17 protein-coding genes are annotated in these 19,937 nt (G+C 43.3%); 6 read left to right on the top strand and 11 right to left on the bottom strand.

The window, feature by feature from the left end; translation table 11 throughout:
• Position 1 precedes the first annotated feature (1 nt).
• The 5 genes from KDN43_RS04375 to lipA form a co-directional block, all read right to left on the bottom strand.
• Positions 2 to 1,078: a hypothetical protein gene (locus tag KDN43_RS04375; protein ID WP_286847323.1), complete on the bottom strand. Its 1,077-nt coding sequence runs from the start codon at positions 1,076 to 1,078 to the stop codon at positions 2 to 4.
• Complete coding sequence (locus tag KDN43_RS04370) at positions 1,075 to 1,944, bottom strand: DUF58 domain-containing protein (protein ID WP_238868458.1); 870 nt, start codon at positions 1,942 to 1,944, stop codon at positions 1,075 to 1,077. Before KDN43_RS04370 ends, KDN43_RS04375 begins: the two co-directional genes overlap by 4 nt.
• Positions 1,945 to 2,012: 68 nt before the next feature.
• Positions 2,013 to 3,008 carry an AAA family ATPase gene (locus KDN43_RS04365; protein ID WP_238868457.1) on the bottom strand — a complete coding sequence of 332 codons (996 nt, stop codon included), beginning with the start codon at positions 3,006 to 3,008 and terminating at the stop codon, positions 2,013 to 2,015.
• A 130-nt stretch (positions 3,009 to 3,138) separates the two neighbouring features.
• Positions 3,139 to 3,825, bottom strand: coding sequence for a lipoyl(octanoyl) transferase LipB (gene lipB / locus KDN43_RS04360; protein WP_238868456.1), 687 nt, complete (start codon positions 3,823 to 3,825; stop codon positions 3,139 to 3,141).
• A 73-nt stretch (positions 3,826 to 3,898) separates the two neighbouring features.
• Positions 3,899 to 4,759 (bottom strand): lipoyl synthase, encoded by an 861-nt coding sequence (gene lipA / locus KDN43_RS04355; protein ID WP_238868455.1) that lies wholly within the window; start codon positions 4,757 to 4,759, stop codon positions 3,899 to 3,901.
• Positions 4,760 to 5,004: 245 nt separating this feature from the next.
• Between lipA and tgt the strand changes: the two genes are divergently transcribed.
• The 3 genes from tgt to KDN43_RS04340 all read left to right on the top strand — a co-directional run bounded on the left by tgt (position 5,005) and on the right by KDN43_RS04340 (position 8,350).
• Positions 5,005 to 6,135, top strand: coding sequence for a tRNA guanosine(34) transglycosylase Tgt (gene tgt / locus KDN43_RS04350; protein ID WP_238868454.1), 1,131 nt, complete (start codon positions 5,005 to 5,007; stop codon positions 6,133 to 6,135).
• Between the two features lie 61 nt (positions 6,136 to 6,196).
• Complete coding sequence (locus KDN43_RS04345; RefSeq protein ID WP_238868453.1) at positions 6,197 to 7,303, top strand: LptF/LptG family permease; 1,107 nt, start codon at positions 6,197 to 6,199, stop codon at positions 7,301 to 7,303.
• A gap of 237 nt (positions 7,304 to 7,540) precedes the next feature.
• A complete protein-coding gene (locus KDN43_RS04340; protein WP_238868452.1) occupies positions 7,541 to 8,350 on the top strand; it encodes a peptidylprolyl isomerase in 810 nt (269 codons plus the stop codon).
• Positions 8,351 to 8,374: 24 nt separating this feature from the next.
• On the opposite strand, the gene KDN43_RS04335 is transcribed toward KDN43_RS04340, so the two are convergent.
• From KDN43_RS04335 to KDN43_RS04320, 4 genes are all read right to left on the bottom strand, one after another.
• On the bottom strand, positions 8,375 to 9,148 hold the full coding sequence (locus KDN43_RS04335) for a prephenate dehydrogenase/arogenate dehydrogenase family protein (RefSeq protein ID WP_238868451.1): 774 nt from the start codon (positions 9,146 to 9,148) through the stop codon (positions 8,375 to 8,377).
• Positions 9,145 to 10,233 (bottom strand): bifunctional 3-deoxy-7-phosphoheptulonate synthase/chorismate mutase type II, encoded by a 1,089-nt coding sequence (locus KDN43_RS04330; RefSeq protein WP_238868450.1) that lies wholly within the window; start codon positions 10,231 to 10,233, stop codon positions 9,145 to 9,147. The genes KDN43_RS04335 and KDN43_RS04330 overlap by 4 nt, the downstream gene beginning before the upstream one ends.
• Positions 10,234 to 10,386: 153 nt before the next feature.
• Positions 10,387 to 11,559 (bottom strand): pyridoxal phosphate-dependent aminotransferase, encoded by a 1,173-nt coding sequence (locus tag KDN43_RS04325; protein WP_238868449.1) that lies wholly within the window; start codon positions 11,557 to 11,559, stop codon positions 10,387 to 10,389.
• Positions 11,560 to 11,709: 150 nt separating this feature from the next.
• A complete protein-coding gene (locus KDN43_RS04320) occupies positions 11,710 to 12,642 on the bottom strand; it encodes a prephenate dehydratase (RefSeq protein WP_238868448.1) in 933 nt (310 codons plus the stop codon).
• A 519-nt stretch (positions 12,643 to 13,161) separates the two neighbouring features.
• On the opposite strand from KDN43_RS04320, the gene KDN43_RS04315 reads away from it, so the two are divergent.
• The 3 genes from KDN43_RS04315 (at position 13,162) to trxA (ending at position 18,985) form a co-directional block, all read left to right on the top strand.
• Complete coding sequence (locus tag KDN43_RS04315; protein WP_238868447.1) at positions 13,162 to 14,703, top strand: peptide MFS transporter; 1,542 nt, start codon at positions 13,162 to 13,164, stop codon at positions 14,701 to 14,703.
• A gap of 195 nt (positions 14,704 to 14,898) precedes the next feature.
• Positions 14,899 to 18,642, top strand: a complete 3,744-nt coding sequence (gene dnaE / locus KDN43_RS04310) for a DNA polymerase III subunit alpha (protein WP_238868446.1) — start codon at positions 14,899 to 14,901, stop codon at positions 18,640 to 18,642.
• A 28-nt stretch (positions 18,643 to 18,670) separates the two neighbouring features.
• Entirely contained in the window at positions 18,671 to 18,985 is a 315-nt protein-coding gene (trxA, locus tag KDN43_RS04305; protein WP_238868445.1) for a thioredoxin, read from the top strand.
• 82 nt (positions 18,986 to 19,067) lie between these two features.
• On the opposite strand, the gene KDN43_RS04300 is transcribed toward trxA, so the two are convergent.
• Together KDN43_RS04300 and KDN43_RS04295 are read right to left on the bottom strand one after the other, a co-directional pair.
• On the bottom strand, positions 19,068 to 19,289 hold the full coding sequence (locus KDN43_RS04300; protein WP_019538324.1) for a DUF2795 domain-containing protein: 222 nt from the start codon (positions 19,287 to 19,289) through the stop codon (positions 19,068 to 19,070).
• 54 nt (positions 19,290 to 19,343) lie between these two features.
• On the bottom strand, positions 19,344 to 19,904 hold the full coding sequence (locus KDN43_RS04295) for a cob(I)yrinic acid a,c-diamide adenosyltransferase (protein WP_238868444.1): 561 nt from the start codon (positions 19,902 to 19,904) through the stop codon (positions 19,344 to 19,346).
• Positions 19,905 to 19,937 lie beyond the last annotated feature (33 nt).

The raw sequence follows: 19,937 nt of genomic DNA, 5'->3' as shown, positions 1-19,937 counted from the left end.
TTTAAACACTCTTTTCTATATCAACTTCGGGTAACTCATTTTTCTCTGACTCTTCCATATCCTCTTTTTTGACAGCTTTATCAGGCTCTCTTGTCTGATTCACATAGAAGTATGCATTCACAAGGCTCAGGCTATTCTCATCGGGATAGGGAATATACTTGGCAAATTTCACAAGATCGGCCGTTGAAAGAATCTGCTTCAGGTTCTCATAAACTGAATCGACATCCCAAATTTTCCTTACTTCGTTCAAAATCTCCCCCGATGTCATCTCCATGGCATTAATATCGTCCCGTTCATGTATATAGGAGCGAAGAATATCAGTCAACTTACTGTAAAACTCCTTCTCACGCCCCTGCTGCCATATCTTCTCGGCCTTAAGCCTGTCCAGCTCTTTAAGTGCACGTATATGCGCAGGTAACACTTCAGGGGGATTAAAGAAATATCCTTTTTCCTTTTTCTTGAAAACGAGATAGATAATAACACCTATCAATGCAATGATCAGCATTATACCCAGCACAATCCACAGCAGCCACAGATAGTCTGTCAACACGAATGGAGCTTTTCGAACCGGTTTTATATCTCTCAGCTGAAGTTGTTCAAAGTCGATAGAGTCTGTTTCACCCTTGTTGATCAATTCCAGATAAGCCAATGTGGAATCAGACAACACTGGAGAATCCACCTTCAGCCCGAATGAATTGGAGAAGATGGTGTCAGTGCCATCGTAAACAGGCATGCTTGGAACGTGGTACAGTGTGGAGTCGAACGACGTAACAACATATTTAAAATTGAGAGTCATCACATTATTCTCTATGGTGGTATCCGGAGGGAGCATGGCGATAACCTCGATACCGGGTATAATCTCCTTTTCGTACACAGGAAAATGTATTGTCCTATCTTTCGGAGTCATAACCTTAAGGTTGATCAATGCCTGTTCGCCAATAATAATCTCGGTAGGCTGAACAGTCGCCTGCACCGATGTCCTCTGTGCATTTGCCGGAAAAACTGTCAACAACATAAAAGCCGCCATGGAAGACATGTACAACAAGACAATATTTGACCTAAACTTTTTCAATTTCATTTTCTTTGCTGGAATAGTTGCAGGAGCAATTTCACATAATCGCATCCGGTTGAAATAGAGACACTGTCAATACCGCTTTGGCGGAAAGCATTATTCATTTCGGCCTGCATCCTGTTCCACCAGTTACTGTATTCATTCCGTACTTTTTTGGAAGATGTGTTAATCCACAGCTCTTCTCCCGTTTCCGCATCTCTCACTTTCATCAGGCCAATGGGATAGAGCCCGGTGCTTAACTTGTCGTATACCTGGATAGCCACCATATCGTGCTTACGGTTGGCTATTTGCATCGCTTTACTGTAACCGTTAGAATCGATAAAGTCTGATATCAGAAAAGCGGTACAACGCTTCTTTATAGCGTTTGTCATATACTGAATTGCCATGTTCAGGTCTGTACCGCTGTTTTCAGGGTTAAATCCCAGAATTTCACGAATAATGAACAGGATATGCTTTCTTCCCTTTTTAGGTGGGATAAACTTCTCCACTTTGTCGGTAAAAAAAACAACCCCTATCTTGTCATTATTCTGAATAGCTGAAAAAGCAAGCGTTGCCGCTATCTCAGCCACCATATCACGTTTCAGCACCGATTGCGAACCAAAGCCCAAACTATCTGACACATCTATCATAAGCATCACGGTGAGCTCACGTTCCTCTTCGAATATTTTAACGAAAGGACGGTTATAACGTGCCGTAACGTTCCAGTCTATATCGCGAAGGTCGTCGCCGTACTGATACTCTCTTACCTCTGAGAAAGCCATACCCCGTCCCTTGAAAGCAGAATGATACTCACCGGCGAAAATATTCCGCGAGAGCCCACGTGCCTTTATCTCAATTTGTCGTACTTTCTTTAATAGTTCAGTAGTTTCCATTTACAGCCAGGCCCTTTCTAAAGAAGGAATTGTATTAATTAAGAGATGCATTTAACCAACAGTGCCGTTTAAGGTACCTCAACCTTATTCAGGATTTCGCTAATGATCTCTTCAGAAGTCAGGTTGTTGGCCTCCGCTTCGTAGGTGAGGCCTATACGATGGCGAAGCACATCGTGACACACTGCACGTATATCTTCGGGTATAACGTAGCCGCGCCTCTTGATAAACGCAAAGGCACGAGATGCAAGAGCCAGGTTGATTGATGCGCGCGGCGATGCCCCAAAACCTATCATCTCCTTCAGTCCGGTCATTCCGAACTGATCGGGGAAACGGGTTGCAAACACAATATCAACAATGTATTTACCTATCTTCTCATCAATATATACATCACGCACCACTTTGCGGGCTTCCAGGATTGCTTCGGTAGATATAACACCCTTGTCACCAACAACCGGTTCAAAAATATTTTGTTGAATTATCTGCTTCTCTTCCTCTTTTGACGGATATGATATTACAACCTTCAGCATAAAACGGTCCACCTGCGCTTCCGGAAGCGGGTAGGTACCCTCCTGTTCGATAGGGTTTTGGGTTGCCATCACGAGGAAGGGGCTAGGTAAGCTATAGGTCTTCTCACCTATTGTTACTTGGCGTTCCTGCATCGCCTCCAGCAGAGCGCTCTGCACCTTTGCAGGTGCTCGGTTGATTTCGTCTGCAAGTACAAAATTGGCAAAAACAGGTCCATGTTTAACCAGAAACTCCTCGTTACGTTGGCTGTAAACCATTGTTCCAATAACATCGGCAGGCAAAAGGTCGGGGGTGAACTGAATACGGCTGTAGTCAGCATCAATCAGCTGAGCAAGTGTTTTGATAGCCAGCGTTTTCGCCAGTCCGGGCACCCCTTCCAACAGGATATGCCCATCGGACAACAGCCCGATAAGCAGGGATTCCACGAGGTGTTTCTGCCCAACTATCACTTTGTTCATTCCGGCAACAAGTGTCTGAACGAAAGCACTTTTTTGCTCGATTTTTTCGTTTAATTCTTTAATATCAACAACTTGGCTCATATTATCTGATTGTTAAAAATATAGTTCTGTATATGAGATACAAAAATAGAAATGTTAAATCGGTTTTCAGAGGAAACGCCGTTAAAAATGTTTAAGCACTGATCCGCAATTTGTTTGTACTTCACAAGGTTTAACTTGTAAATTCCATACCAAAAACATCAGAAAATGCAATTTTCATCCTACCAGAAGCCTCCCCGAAATCAACCTCTTTGCCAATCTCCTTTTGCATGGATGTTACGCCCCTGTCGGTAAAACCGCATGGGTTGATATAACTGAAATAGGTGAGGTCTGTATTGATATTAAGTGCCAGGCCGTGCATTGTCACATATCTGCTTGCGCGTACTCCAATAGCGCAGATCTTGCGTGCCTTTTCCGGTATGCCAGCATCAATCCACACACCCATTGCCTTATTATCTTTCTCGCCCTCTATACCGTAGGTTTTAAGCACTTCAATCACCACATCCTCAAGCATGGAGATATAGCTCTTCACTCCTGTGCCAAACGCCTCAAGGTCGATAATAGGATAGGCTACCAGTTGACCGGGGCCGTGATAAGTGATATCACCTCCCCGGTCGATAGCGTGCAGATCTATATTTTTACTTTCACACAGATGCCTAGTTATAAGTAGATTATGTTTATCACCTCTTTTTCCAAGTGTATAGACATGCTCATGTTCACAAAAAAGAAGGTACTGATCCTTCTTCTCATTCTTGTTAAGCTTCTCACTAATGACCTGTTCGAACAGCTTTTCCTGATAATCCCACGCACTCTTGTAACGGATGCGGCCGAGATCTTCAAAAATAACTTTCTTTTTCATCTCTATTTTTATTCATAGCTTTCAGTTGCAAAACTGTCCATTATTTCACTACGATTTATTTGACTGCCTAAAATTATATATGCCTTTCAGCGCGATAAGATGAACGTACCAGCGGGCCGCTTTCCACGAATTGAAACCCTTTCTCCAATCCGATAGCCTTGTATCTTTGAAACTGTTCTAACGACACGTACTCCTTCACTGCCAGATGTTTTCGAGTGGGCTGCAGATACTGCCCGATGGTAAACACCCTACATCCCACATTAATCAGGTCGTCCATAGTTTCAATAACTTCCTCCTCTGATTCTCCCAGCCCCACCATTATACCCGACTTGGCTTTCACCTTACCGTTGTTGGCAATGATCTCTATTGTCTTTAGGCTGATATCGTATTTGGCACTACTGCGTATTTTGGGTGTCAGGCGCCTCACGGTCTCCATATTGTGTGACACAATGTTGGGGCCAGAAGCAATCACTCTGTCTATAAGCTCCCTGTTCCCATTGAAATCGGGAATCAGCGTCTCTATTGTAATATGGGGGTTTCTCTCTTTTACACGCTTCACGGTGGCAGCCCACAGTTCGGCACCACCATCATCCAGATCATCCCTGTCCACACTGGTGATAACACAATGCCTAAGTTTCATCTTCTCAATGGTATCTGCAAGCCGGTCGGGCTCATCCCAGTCCACCCCGAGCGGTGTACCTGTTTTTGTTGCACAAAACTTGCACGATCGTGTACATATATCACCCAGAATCATAAATGTGGCAGTTCCTCTACCCCAACACTCAGACAGATTGGGACATTTACCGCTAACACATATGGTGTTGAGTCTTTTCCTTGCGATAATCTCTTTTACATCAAGATATTGTTTGCCCTGCGGGAGCGATATTTTAAGCCATTCGGGCTTCCTTTCAATCAATTCAGGTTTATTTTCCATAATAATTTTTTACAAATTAAACGTTTGCAACAGCAGCGGATAAAAAATATATTACCTACCGGAGCATAACGAAAAGTGATTTTATGAATGTCAAACAGTGCAAAAATACTATTTTATTCGGGTATTTACTAAATAATCGCTTTATCATTTCTTTTTATTCCTAACTATTTTTAAAAGGCTACCATACCGTTTGTAACCGCAAAAACTTTATCTTTGTCACCAAAACGCAACGAGAGCGAAACAAATTGGATTTCCAGCTATTACATACCGACCCGAAATCATGCGCCAGAGCGGGATTAATAACCACATCGCACGGAGTAATTGAGACACCCGTATTTATGCCTGTGGGAACTGCAGGCAGCGTGAAAGCAGTTCATATAAGCGAACTGGAAAATGATATAGGCGCTCAGATTATCCTTGGCAATACATATCATCTATACCTCCGCCCGGGCCTTAACATTCTCAAACAAGCCGGCGGACTGCACAGATTCATCAGCTGGAACAAACCAATGCTTACAGACAGTGGCGGGTTTCAGGTATTTTCACTGGCAGAAAACCGGAAACTTATGGAGGAAGGAGCCGCTTTTCAGTCCCACATCGATGGCTCAAGGCACTTTTTTACGCCCGAAAAGGCAGTTGATATCCAGCGTATCATAGGTGCTGATATCATGATGGCTTTCGATGAGTGTACACCTGGTGATGCCGATTATGGCTACGCGAAAAAGTCACTTGACCTTACAGAACGGTGGCTCGACCGCTGTATTGAACGTTTCCATGAGACCGAATGTCCGTACGGGCACAGCCAGGCTCTTTTCCCCATCGTGCAGGGATGTGTATATCCCGATCTTCGCCGCCGTGCAGCAGAGAATGTGGCAGCCAAAGGTGCGGATGGTAACGCTATCGGCGGCTTGGCCGTGGGCGAACCAACTGAAAAAATGTATGAGATGGTGGAGCTGGTAAACGAGATTCTGCCAAAAGACAAACCACGTTACCTGATGGGAGTAGGTAAACCTGAAAACATACTCGAAGCCATTGAAAGGGGTGTTGATATGTTCGATTGTATTATGCCCACCCGTAACGGCCGCAACGGGCAGATCTTCACAAAACAGGGAGTAATGAACATGCGCAATGAAAAATGGAAAAATGATTTCTCCCCTATTGAAGAGGATGGGGCATCGTTCGTTGACAGATTATACAGCAAAGCTTATCTTAGACATCTTATAAACGTAAACGAAATACTCGGATTGCAGATAGCTTCTGTCCACAACCTGGCGTTCTACGTCTGGCTGGTAAAGGAAGCCAGAAAGCATATCATCGAAGGCAATTTTACTGAATGGAAACGAACGATAATAGAAAATGTTACAAGACGCCTATGAAAAGAGGTAAAATATCATTACTTCAAAATAACTTGATTAAGACTGAAAATTATCCAACTTAATGAGACTTAATAGTTTTAACCATATAAAGTTGAAGCGCCTGGACAGGTACATCATTAAAAAGTTCCTGGGCACCTATATTTTCATGATCGCGCTGATAATATCCATAGCTGTGGTTTTCGACATCAATGAGAAGATAGACAAATTCATGACTAACAATGCTTCGCTGCATAGCATAATCTTTGATTATTACCTCAACTTCATTCCTTACTACACCAACCTTTTCAGCCCCCTTTTCGTTTTCCTGGCAGTAATTTTTTTCACCTCCAAAATGGCCAATAACTCCGAGATCATCGCCATTCTATCCAACGGAATCAGCTTTAAACGGCTAATGAAACCATATATGATTTCGGCATTCGTGATTGCAGTATTCGCCTTTATCTTCGGAAGCTACCTGATCCCTCCGGCCAATGCTACCCGTATTGAGTTTGAGAATACATATATTGATCCTCGGAAAAAGAAAGTAGGAGACCGGGATATTCAGTTTAAAGTGGGAGAAGGGACCATTGTTTATTTCGGGAACTTCGATCTGGGCAGTAAAACAGGGTACAGTTTTTCCATTGATCATTTCGATAACCTGCACCTGTCATCGCGGCTAACTGCACAATCAATACGTTACGACTCTGCCTATCACTGGACCATAAGCGATTATCAGATAAGGAGTTTCAACGGGTTGAAAGAGACAATTACGCACGGTTCATCTATTGACACTACTCTGCAGATTGTACCCAACGATTTCATTATAGCAAAAACCGATCATCAGATGATGTCATCACCCCAGCTCCGCAGGTATATACATAGCCAGAAAGAACGGGGGATGGGCAATATACAGTCATTCCAGATAGAATATCACTCACGCATAGCTTCAGTCTTTTCTGCCTTTATTCTTACAATTATCGGGGTATCCCTGTCGGCGAGGAAAGTAAAAGGGGGCATGGGGCTTAATATTGGGATCGGGCTGGTACTGAGTATGGCGTATATCCTTTTCATGACTGTAAGTTCCACTTTTGCGGTAAAGGGGGGGATGAGCCCTTTCATCGCAACATGGATACCCAACGTTATTTTCACCGGTATAGCCCTCTATCTCTATAAACGGTCGCCTAACTAAATTTCAAAAAGTTAGAAACCGATGCATGGTTACTGTTAAGAAATGGCTCTTTGGCGTGCCTAACTAAATTTCAAAAAGCAAAAAAAAGAAGCCTGATTGGCCCGGGGTAACATTCCACAGGAACAGACTTAGGCTTAGAAATTTATTGACCGAAGCATGCTCAAATCGATAATCTTTGAATTAATAAATAGATCTTTCAGAGGGTGCAACATGGAAAATCAATCAAATTATACAGATATGAATAAATATGTACTAATCTTTCTGTTGATGGCTGCATCAAACTGTATATATGCACAAGCCAAATACCCGCCAATTGTAATCGAGACCAATTACGGCAGAATGAAAGCGATACTGTATGACGATACACCAAGGCATAGTGAACACTACCTGAAACTAATCAGACAGGGTTATTTTAACGGGACACTGTTTCACAGAGTCATAAAAGATTTCATGATCCAGGGAGGGGCACAGGATTCGAAGAATGCTCCTGCCGGAGCACAAATCGGCGGCGGACGTACCGATATGGATATTATGCCCGAGTTCAGGGACAATCATTTTCATAAAAAAGGAGCTCTGGCTGCTCCGAGAAGGGGAGATAACGTAAACCCGCAAAAAAAATCGGATGCTTCACAGTTTTATATCGTTCACGGAAAAGTTTATACCGAAGGCCGGTTGGATACTATGGAGATGGCTGTGAATGTCCCTATAAAGAACAAGCTCATCCGCAGCCATTACTCACCGCACAAAGAGAAGTTAGCCAATCTGAAGGAGAGTGACCCAAGAGGGTTTAACGCTCTTCTCGACTCGGTTCTTTCAGTGGTTGACTCACTCTACGAAGCGGCTCCGGGAAAATTCTTCTTTCCGGAAGGGCTGAAAGATGCATATAGTACTATTGGCGGCGCACATCACCTAGATGGAGAGTATACCGTTTTCGGGGAGATAACAGAGGGATTGGAGGTGATTGACAAGATTGCCGCCCTGCCAGTCGACAGCAACAGCCGGCCCACTGACGATGCAAAGATTGTGAGGGTTTACGCGGAGGAGTAAACGGCCATACCGGCCAATCCCGGTTTATTCAATATTCTTTCTCACCCCGGTCAAAAACAGTTTCATCTTTTCGCTGTCTTTATCTACGATGATGGCAAGTAATTCTTTCAGTTTCTCCCTGATTTTTACCAATTGATCGGGAGTATATGGATTAAACAAAATCTCCGTTAAGAGAAAATCATCTTCCGAAAGTAATCCCTGTGCAATGTTCATATGCTTTTTGAACGTGGTTCCCGGCGCATCCTGATGCTTCATTACCGATGCAAACACCAATGTGGATGCAAACGGGATGGAAAGCGAGTAAGCGATGGTTTCATCGTGCTCCCTGAACGAATATTCAAAAACATTCAGTTTTAGCCGGCGGTACAGATCCCGGAAAAACACCTTCCCCAGATGTGACGATTCGGAAATAATAATGGCACTTTGCGTGCTAAGGTCGCTCAGGCTGGCAAACGTAGGCCCGAACATCGGGTGAGTGGAGACATAAGGGCGGGTACGTTCGAGGTAAAATTCCTCCAAGCCGGTTTTCACCGATGCAATATCGCTCAAAATACACGTTTGCGGCAAATAGGGCAACACGTTGTTAAACGCTTCGATGGTGTATTTCAGCGTAGCTGCATTAATAACCAGTTCGGGTGCAAATTCCTGCACTTCTTCAGGATTTGTCATTCGAAGCGTGTTGTAGATGAACCGTAGTTTTTTCGGGTCTGTATCCAAAACAGCCACTTCGTGTTCAAAACTGAGCACATCGGCAAAGAACGACCCCATCTTGCCGGCTCCAAGAATTAATATTTTCATTTTACTTTGTTATTTCTCTTTTTTTCTCTTTCCATGACCACCATCTGCTGGCGTACCGATTCAGAGTGGATAGCCTCCAGTACCTGTTTTATAAAATCGCCCGACATCTCCATCCGTTCGCCCTGGCAGGCACGATCTGTAAGGATCTGGTCATAACGCTGCGTCTGCAGGATAGGCATATCGTGCTCCAGCTTATAGTACCCAATCTCTCTTGATACACGCATCCGCTTGGCAAGCAGCTGCAATAGCTCGTTGTCCAGATCATCTATCTGATTTCGCAACACAGAGAGATCTTCTGTAGTCTGCACGGTATTGCGGATGACCAGGCTGTCAAGCACCTCCTTAAGTGCTGCTGGCGTTATCTGTTGCGCCCTATCGCTCCATGCATCATCAGGTGAACAGTGAGATTCTATTATCAATCCTGAATAGTTCAGGTCCATAGCCTGCTGGCTGAGCTTAAAGATAAGGTTGCGGTCTCCCCCTATATGACTCGGGTCGCACAGGATGGGAAGTGCGGGATAACGTCGCTTCAACTCAATAGGGATATGCCACTGCGGAATATTGCGGTACACAGTTTTATCGGGTGTGCTGAAACCTCTGTGAATCACTCCCAACCGCTTTATCCCGGCATTGTACAACCTTTCCAATGCACCTATCCACAGCTCCAGGTCGGGGTTCACCGGATTCTTTATCAGAACAGGTATATCCACCCCTCGCAGTGTGTCAGCAATCTCCTGTACTGCAAAAGGGTTAGCGGTGGTTCGTGCACCTATCCATAACAAATCCACGCCATATTTTAGTGACTCATAGACATGTTTTTCTGTAGCTACCTCGGTAGCTACATACATGCCGGTCTCCTTTTTTGCTTTCAGAAGCCATTTGAGGGCAGGGCTGCCCACCCCTTCAAAACCACCAGGCTTGGTCCTCGGCTTCCAAACACCCGCCCTGAAAATCTTAACACCTATTGAGGCCAGTTGCCCGGCAGTGACCATCACCTGTTCCTCCGTCTCTGCGCTGCAGGGTCCTGAAATCACGAGCGGCCGTTTTTCATCTATACCCGGTAATAATATTGATTCGAACTCCATGTTGTTATTGTTTTTTTAATTGATGAATCCACTTTAAAAAAGTCCCGAACAGAATAAAGTGGTATATAAAATGCCGACTGTCAATAAATATTTTTGATTATCCCCAACGAAAATTTATTCAGACATATCTGGCTATTAATAAGTAAGAAACACTCACTGCAATGTTGACAAGTAAGCATTAATCCTGTGATAAGCTTCCTGAATTTTCTCCTCAGAAGAACCAAGTGAGATACGTATAAATCTATCTCCGTTGCTGCCGAAGACAGATCCCGGCGTGATAAATACCCTTGCGTTATAAAGGATATCATCTATAAAGGATTCGCTGTCAGCTACCTTGTCGCTCAATTTACCCCAGACAAACAGCCCAACCTGGCGTTTGTCGAATGTGCATTGCAGCAGATCCAATATCTTTTCGGCCCATAAGCGGCGGCCTGCGTAAATACTATTCATCTCTGCATGCCATTCCAAAGGGTTCGACAAAGCTTCAACGGCAGCCAGTTGCATCGGCTTAAACTGCCCGCTGTCGATATTGCTTTTCTCCTTTAGTACCCATCTCACAAATTGGGGATTGGAAGCAAGCACTCCCATACGCCAGCCCGACATATTGTGCGACTTGCTTAATGAGTTGAGCTCGATGCAAATATCTTTTGCACCAGGTACCGATAAAATGCTCATTGGTTTGTCATTCAGGATAAAGCTGTAAGGATTATCATGACAAATAATTATTGAGTGCCTCTTGCCAAAAGCTACCAGCTTTTCAAACAACCCAGCCGACGCGTTGGCACCGGTAGGCATATTCGGATAGTTTACCCACATCAGTTTCACCTGCGACAGATCCATCTTTTCCAGCGCTTCAAAATTGGGCTGCCAGTTGTCGTCCTCCATCAGGTCATACTGAATAACATTGGCTCTCAGCAAATTAGACACAGAGGTATAGGTAGGATAACCTGGATTCGGTACTAAAACCCCATCTCCGTAGTTAAGAAATGTCATTGAAATATGCAACACTCCCTCTTTCGATCCTATCAACGGGAGTACCTCATCTGTAAACAATTCCACACCGTATATCCTGCCATACCAATCGGCATATGCTTTACGAAGTTCGGGTATTCCCGTGTAAGGCTGATAAGCATGCACATCGGGACGGCACGCAGCTTCACAAAGCTTACTTATTGTTTTCTGCGAAGGCATTCTGTCGGGAGCACCCACCGCCAGGCTTATTACATTTTTACCTTCGCTATTCATACGGGCGACCTCTGCAAGTTTTACTGAAAAATAGTATTCTGCGATTGTTTTTATATGTTCAGCAGGTTCAATTGTCTTCATTTATTTAAATTATTTAATTTCTGCATCTGTTGAGATTACAGCTGAATCTTTCAATACCAGCCACGCACTAATTGCATAAATAGATGAGAAAGTCAAGATACATTAATTGCTAAATTTGTAATTTTTTAATTATCAGATCTATTCTCTAGCCTAAAACTCATTCGCTCTCTCATTTGTACGAATAAATGGCTTCTTAAAATCAACCGCGAAATAATTCATTTTCTCCTTCGATCTTTGTTCTATAGTGCCATGCTTTTCCTCCCTGTACTCACCCAGTATTTTCAATCCGCTTATCAATGGCATTATAGCATCAACTGACTGCCGGTAGCGGAAAAAATCGGTAAAGGTGAGGTCGATGTAAAACTGATACTCCCACTCTCTTCCAATAATGGGCAACGACTGAATACGGGTTAGGTTAATGTCATAAAAGGACAACACCGACAGTACTTTCGAGAGGCTTCCTTCGTTGTGAGGCAATATGAAAACCATCGACGACTTGTTGATATGATTATCCTTCTTCACTTCTCGAAGCATCTCACCCTGTGCAAGAATAAGAAACCGGGTAAAGTTCCTTTTATTTGTCTCAATACCACGGGCAACAACCTCCAACCCGTACATTTCTGCTGCAAAGGTGCTGCATATGGCAGCTGTACCGACCATGTTTTTTTCTCGTACATCTTTTGCAGCAAGGGCCGTATCACTGTGCTCAACTATTTTTACACCGGGAAGTGTATCAAGAAACTCTTCACATTGCATCAACGCCATGGGGTGCGACATCACCTCTTTAATATCGCATATTGAACTTCCGGGTAGTGACGCCAGTGAATGTGAAATACGCAGTTTATGCTCACCTGCAATCTGCAGATCATTAATTTTCAAAAGATCGTGATTCTGCAAAAGACTTCCCGCTATTGTGTTTTCAATTGCCATTACCCCTATCAGCGCGGGATCTTTAGAAGCCTCAATAAAAATATCACGGAAAGTGCTGCAGGGAACAATATCCACCTCTTCACCCTTAAAATACTCACGTGCCGCGATCTCGTGGTATGCACCTGCACCTCCCTGAATAGCTACTCTCTTCATACGATTTATCTCATTTTTTAACCAAAAAAAAATCCCGTCGTGTTGGCGACAGGATCTTATTTATCTGATATGACTATTTAACTTCTTCTCATTTTGCATATAAAATCCTGTCTTTACCTGCTAAAGTAAAAGTAAAACCAGAAAGATATTGCAAAAACTGAACTGTTCACTATAATCTACTTTTGTGAATTACGGATGCAAATGTACGATTTTTTTTATTCATACAAATAAAAAAGTAAAAAAAAAAGTGGTTTTATAGCGCCAATAAATTAAAAACAGACTCATTTTCAAATGAAGAATCAACAATTATTTTCAAAATATTTTTATATTTGCATATTAAAAACACCAATTTTGACATTTTTTTCAGGCATCCAGCCGTAATCGCCTGACGGCCAGTCGTAGTAAGCTTTACCATTATGTTCTGAATAGTTTGACTACTCAGGTGTCAAGTTGGAATTTACTGAAGTATTATAAAAAAAACCGTGAACTAATATTTTATAACTAAATAACAGATTCATAATGTTCAAAAATCATCCCAAAGGATTATTCGCCGCTTCGCTGGCGAACATGGGTGAGCGCTTTGGTTTTTACACCATGATGGCCATCCTCTCACTCTTTATAATGTCAAAGTTCGGACTTAACGAAACCAACACCGGAATTATCTATTCAATCTTCTACGCGTCCATTTATCTGTTGGCACTGGTAGGCGGACTTATTGCAGACAAAACCCGTAACTACAAGGGAACTATCTTAATAGGATTGCTTCTGATGTCACTTGGGTATGTAATTATTGCCATTCCCTCTCCAACACCTGTCCCCGCGAATGAATTCATGCTTTTCCTGGGAATTACCTGCTTAGGGCTTTTGGTCATTGCCTTTGGTAATGGTTTGTTCAAAGGCAACCTACAGGCACTGGTTGGCCAAATGTACGATAACCCTCAATTTAGCAAGATGAGGGACTCCGGGTTCCAGCTGTTTTACATGTTCATAAACATTGGTGCTATCTTTGCCCCTTTCATCGCTGTGGGTGTAAGAAACTGGTGGGTAGAAAAAAATGGCTTTCTCTATAATGCCGATCTTCCTGCGCTTGCGCATCAGTATCTGGGTAATACAATCACTCCCGAAGGAACATCACGCCTTCAGAACCTGGCTTCTGAAGTTGGATTCGCCGGTACCGATCTATCCGCATTCAGTTCAGAATACCTTAATGTGTTCACCACGGGATTCCATTATGCCTTTGGGGTAGCAATTTTTGCGATGCTCATTTCATTAGCTATTTACCTTGCCAACAAAAACAAATTCCCCGATCCTGCAGTAGCCAAGGCTTCTGCAACTGCAGACGGTAGCACACCCGTTGACGAGATGGATATAAAAGAGGTAAAACAACGTCTTTACGCACTGTTCGCCGTTTTTGCAGTAGTAATTTTCTTCTGGTTTTCTTTTCATCAGAACGGTCTAACACTAACATACTTTGCCAAAGACTATACCGATCTGAGCCAGATAAAAGTCAATCTTGGATTTGCCACCTTGCAGGGAGCCGAGATATTCCAGGCAATTAACCCATTTTTCGTGGTATTCCTCACTCCTATTATCGTTGGATTATTCGGATGGCTCAGGTCAAAAGGGAAAGAACCATCCACACCGCGGAAAATTGCCATTGGAATGGGTATTGCTGCTTTAGCTTATCTTGTAATGTCGCTTGGTTCCATAGGTTTACCCAACAAAGCTGAAATAGATGCAATGGGCGGGCTTCCTGATTCTGCACGTGTGACACCATGGATTCTTATCGGTACATATTTTATTCTTACGGTTGCCGAGCTTTTTATAAGCCCTCTCGGTATCTCTTTCGTATCAAAAGTTGCTCCCCCAAAACTTCAGGGTATCATGCAAGGAGCCTGGTTGGGAGCTACCGCGGCAGGAAACAGCTTGCTCTTTATCGGGGCCATCTTCTATACAAGTATGTCTATGACTGCTACATGGATGCTGTTTGTTACTGCTTGTATTATCTCAATGTTCACAATGCTCGCCATGCTAAAATGGCTTGAAAGAGTTGCAAAATAATTTTCAAACAACCAGTATACAGTCCGGCAGAATGATTCTGCCGGCTTTTTTATTGAAATATTTTAACAAGCCAAAAAATCCTCACACATTGATAGATAACATCACCCGTTGATAACTTCTTACAATAACTCAGAAAAACCGCCCTATATTTAAGTATATTTGCGTACACATCACACGTGAAATCATATAAAAAAAATGCACCATTTTGTACATTTACACGTTCACTCCCAGTATTCGTTGCTTGACGGGCAGGCAAGCATTCAGCGCCTTATAGACAAGGCTGCAGAAGACGGCATGAAAGCTATTGCGCTTACCGATCACGGAGCAATGTACGGAATCAAAGAATTCCTTAATTATGCTTCCAGAAAAAATGCTCCATTAAATGCAGAGATCAAAAAGCTGAAAAAAGAGATCGACGCACTGGCAAAAAGCGGTGAAGCACCGGATAAACGACAACAGCTGAACGACAAGCTGTCTGAAACAAAGAGAAAACTATTTAAGCCTATTGTCGGATGTGAGTGTTATCTGGCACGACGTAACCGTTTTTTACAAACCGACAAGATTGACGGTAGCGGATGGCATCTGGTTGTCCTGGCAAAAAATCTGCAGGGTTACAAAAATCTCATAAAGATTGTTTCCAAAAGCTGGACTGAAGGTTTTTACTACCGTCCGCGCATCGATAAAGAGTTGCTTGAACAATATCACGAAGGCCTTATTGTTTCATCCGCCTGTCTTGGTGGTGAGATATCAAGAAAAATTGACGATGGCCGGATAAATGAAGCTGAAGAAGCGGTGAAGTGGTATAAAAGTGTTTTTGGAGACGATTACTACCTGGAGTTGCAACGCCACAAAACAGACCGTCCCGATGCTGACCGGACAACTTATCTAAAACAGGAAAGGGTAAACAGTGAAATGATTCGCATTGCGCGAAAATATGACGTGAAGCTGATAGCCACTAACGACGTTCACTTTGTGAACGAAGAGGATGCCGATGCACACGACCGCCTAATTTGCCTGAGTACCGGAAAAGATTTTGACGATCCTGACAGGATGCGGTACACCAAGCAGGAGTGGCTGAAAACGACCGAAGAGATGAACCGCATATTCTCAGATATCCCCGAAGCGTTAACCAACACTCTGGAGATTGCCGACAAGGTTGAGTTCTATTCTATTGATCACCCTCCGCTGATGCCTTTTTACCCTATTAATCCGCAGTTTGGGACCGAGGAGCTGTACAAACAGAAATATTCCGAAAAAGACTTGATCGAGGAGTTTGGAGAAAAGACCTTCCACCGATTGGGAGACTATGACAAAGTAATCCGAATCAAGCTGGAAGCCGAATATCTGACACACCTGACAAAAAAGGGGGCAGAGAAGCGATATGGAAAAGATCTCAGTGAAGAGATAGTGGAACGATTGAAATTCGAGCTGGACACTATCAAGAATATGGGATTTCCCGGATATTTTCTCATTGTTCAGGATTTCATCAATGCTGCCAGGGAGATGGGTGTAGCCGTAGGGCCGGGACGAGGGTCAGCCGCGGGGTCGGCCGTAGCCTACTGCCTGCAGATTACTGATATCGATCCTCTGAAATACGACCTTCTGTTCGAACGTTTCCTCAATCCCGACCGTATCTCAATGCCCGATATAGATATCGATTTTGATGATGAAGGTCGGGGGAAAGTACTTCGCTGGGTGACAGAAAAATATGGTAATGAGAGGGTTGCGCACATTATTACATATGGGACAATGGCCACAAAATCCTCAATACGTGATGTGGCGCGGGTACACAAACTACCGCTTTCGGAATCGAACAGGCTGGCAAAGCTGGTGCCGGACAGGATCCCGAACGTAAAAAAGATCAATCTGAAAACAGCAATCGAAAATGTGCCCGAACTAAAGGAGGCTGCCAATAGCAGCGACCCTCTGGTGAGAGATACTCTCAGGTATGCGGAGATGCTTGAGGGCAATGTCAGAAACACAGGCGTTCATGCCTGTGGAGTAATAATTGGTCAAACAGACATATCTGATGTTGTACCCATAAGTACTGCCGAAGATAAAGAGACAAAAGAGACTCTCCTGGTGACGCAATACGAAGGGTCGGTAATTGAGGAGACAGGGCTGATAAAAATGGACTTCCTCGGTTTGAAGACCCTCTCTATAATTAAAGATGCACTTACCAACATAGAGCTGAATCGCGGTATCAAAGTCGATATAAACAGCATCGACATGGACGATGCCCCAACTTACAGACTTTATTGCAATGGGCAAACCACCGGGACATTTCAGTTTGAGTCGGCAGGGATGCAAAAGTATCTGAAAGAGCTACAACCAAGCAAATTTGAAGACCTCATTGCCATGAACGCGCTCTACCGACCCGGACCAATGGATTACATCCCTACTTTTATCGCACGGAAGCAAGGCAGGCAGGAGATTACCTACGACCTGCCCATCATGGAGAAATACCTGAGCGAAACCTACGGGATAACAGTCTACCAGGAGCAGGTGATGCTTCTTTCACGACTGCTGGCAGGATTCACGAGAGGCCAGTCTGATGAGTTGCGCAAAGCTATGGGCAAGAAGCTTATAGATAAGATGACAGCACTGAAGGAGAAGTTTCTTGCAGGAGGCAAGAAAAACGGGTATGCCGAAAAAACCCTTAATAAAATATGGAACGACTGGGAGAAGTTTGCCTCATACGCCTTTAACAAGTCGCACGCTACATGTTACTCCTGGGTGGCCTACCAAACAGCGTGGCTAAAAGCCAACTACACTTCCGAATATATGGCTGCGGTACTCTCCAACAACCTGAACAATATTACGGAGATCACCAAGTTTATGGACGAATGTAAAGCTATGGACATAAATGTCCTCTGCCCCGACGTAAATGAGTCGTTCCTTAAATTTTCCGTAAACAAAGAGGGCGATATACGCTTTGGCCTTGCTGCCATAAAGAGTGTGGGGCAGGGAGCTGTTGTCGATATCATTGATGAGCGGACAAAGAACGGCCCTTTCAAAGATATATTCGATTTTGTGGAGCGTGTCAACCTCTCCTCTTGCAACAAAAAAACCATTGAAGCTTTGGCTCTTTCAGGAGCTTTTGACTCACTTCAGGGGATAACCAGAGAGCAGTTTCTCGCTGTAAACAGCAAGGGCGAGGAGTTTATGGACACTCTTATCCGTTACGGGAATAAGTATCAGCTTGATAAGATGGAATCGATAAATTCACTGTTCGGAGATGACTCATCATTCCAGATCGCACACCCCGAAATTCCCCAGGCAGCAAGCTGGTCTGACATGGAGAGGCTTAACAAGGAGAGAGAGCTTATCGGCATTTATCTATCTGCTCACCCTCTTGACGATTATGAGTTTATACTGAAGCATGTATGCAATGCCGATACGTTGAAATTGCAGGATCTTGACTCTCTGAACGGGAAGGATATAACCTTCGGAGGAATGGTAACCGCCGTGCGTGAAGGACAAACCAGAAGAGGTTCACCTTACACTATTTTCAAGATTGAAGATTATTCGGGGAGTTACGAAATTGCACTCTTCAGTGAAGACAGCGTAAATTTCGGCAGGTACGCGCGCAACGGGCTCTCAGTTTATATTGAAGGGAGAGTACAGCCAAAACGCTTCCGTCAGGATGAACTTGAGGTAAAAATATCATCTATATCTCTTTTGTCTGAGGTTAAGGACAAACTTATTTCAAAGATTACGTTACAAATCCCGCTTTCAGAGTTAGATGACACTACGGTGGCGGAATTATCAGCTTTAGTTAAAAACAATTCGGGAAATTCGTTGTTATATTTCCAGATAATCGGGAAAGAGTCTCATATGAATATAGAGTTGTTTTCACGCCCAGCAAGAATCGGGGTAAACAAGAATTTCATCGATTATCTGAAGAATAATTTGACTATCGACTTTAAAATAAACTAAATTAACTAAATAACTAAAGAAGGCATATATGGCTCTTGAGATTACAGACGCAACTCTGGAAAAAGTGTTGCAGACAGACAAGCTGGTAATTATCGACTTTTGGGCTGAATGGTGTGGCCCTTGCAAAATGGTAGGACCAATCATTGATCAAATCAGCGAAGAATACAAAGACAAAGTGGTTGTAGGCAAACTCGATGTTGACAATAACGATGAAGCAACATCCAGATTCGGCATACGCAATATACCAACCATCCTTTTTATCAAAGGAGGAGAGGTTGTTGACAAAGTGGTTGGTGCAGGCCCAAAAAACACCTTCACTTCTAAAATAGATAAGCTGCTTTAGATATTTACATATATCTTTTAAAAAAACATCCCCGTTAAATTAACGGGGATGTTTTTTTATGATGCTCTCTCTTTATAACCACTTAATATTCGTCTTCATTGAAAAAGAAATCTTCCTTGCTGGGATAATCCGGCCAAATATCCTCTATCGACTCAAATATCTCACCATCTTCTTCAATCTCCTGTAGATTTTCGATAACTTCAAGTGGTGCGCCCGATCGTTGAGCATAATCAATTAATTCATCCTTTGTAGCGGGCCAAGGAGCATCCTCTAATTTTGATGCTAATTCTAATGTCCAATACATTGAAAAATCCTTTAGTGTTATTACTCTTTTTTTTCGCAAATGTATAAAAAGTTTTTATATATCTCCCTTCTCCCAGTATAATTCTTCAGATGTCCTGCTGCATTCGCTTCTTGCGAGTACGAAGAAGTAGTCGGAAAGCCTGTTCAGAAAAATCAATACCTCAGCTGTAACAGGGTATTCTTCGGCCACACTGTAGGCATTACGTTCGGCCCGGCGTGCTATGGTGCGGCAAATATGCGCTCTTGCTGCAGGCTCATTACCACCCGGCAGAACAAAACGGTTAAGCTTTGGAAGAGTATTATCTATTTTATCAATCTGCTCCTCAATACGTGTAATATCTTTCGCCTTAATAATTACACTCTCATCTGGTGGTTTGCTTTCAGTCTCAGTAGCCAGATATGAGCCTATGTCAAACAGCTTGTGCTGAAGAAACAGAAGAAAGTCGCGATGTTCCTTGTCCTTTATCTCGCAGCTAAGCCATCCGATATGACTATTCAGTTCATCCAGTGTTCCATAGGACTCAAGACGAATATGCGTCTTGCTAACCCGGGTGCCTCCCACCAGCGAAGTGGCACCCTTGTCGCCGGTCTTTGTATATACCAAACTTTTTTTCATATAATTCTTTTTCAAGAGGTAAAACCTCCTAAA

This window comes from Proteiniphilum propionicum (assembly GCF_022267555.1).
Lineage (GTDB): Bacteria > Bacteroidota > Bacteroidia > Bacteroidales > Dysgonomonadaceae > Proteiniphilum > Proteiniphilum propionicum.
The sequence above is the reverse complement of the archived record's forward strand: the minus strand, read 5'-3'. Positions and strand labels throughout refer to the sequence as shown.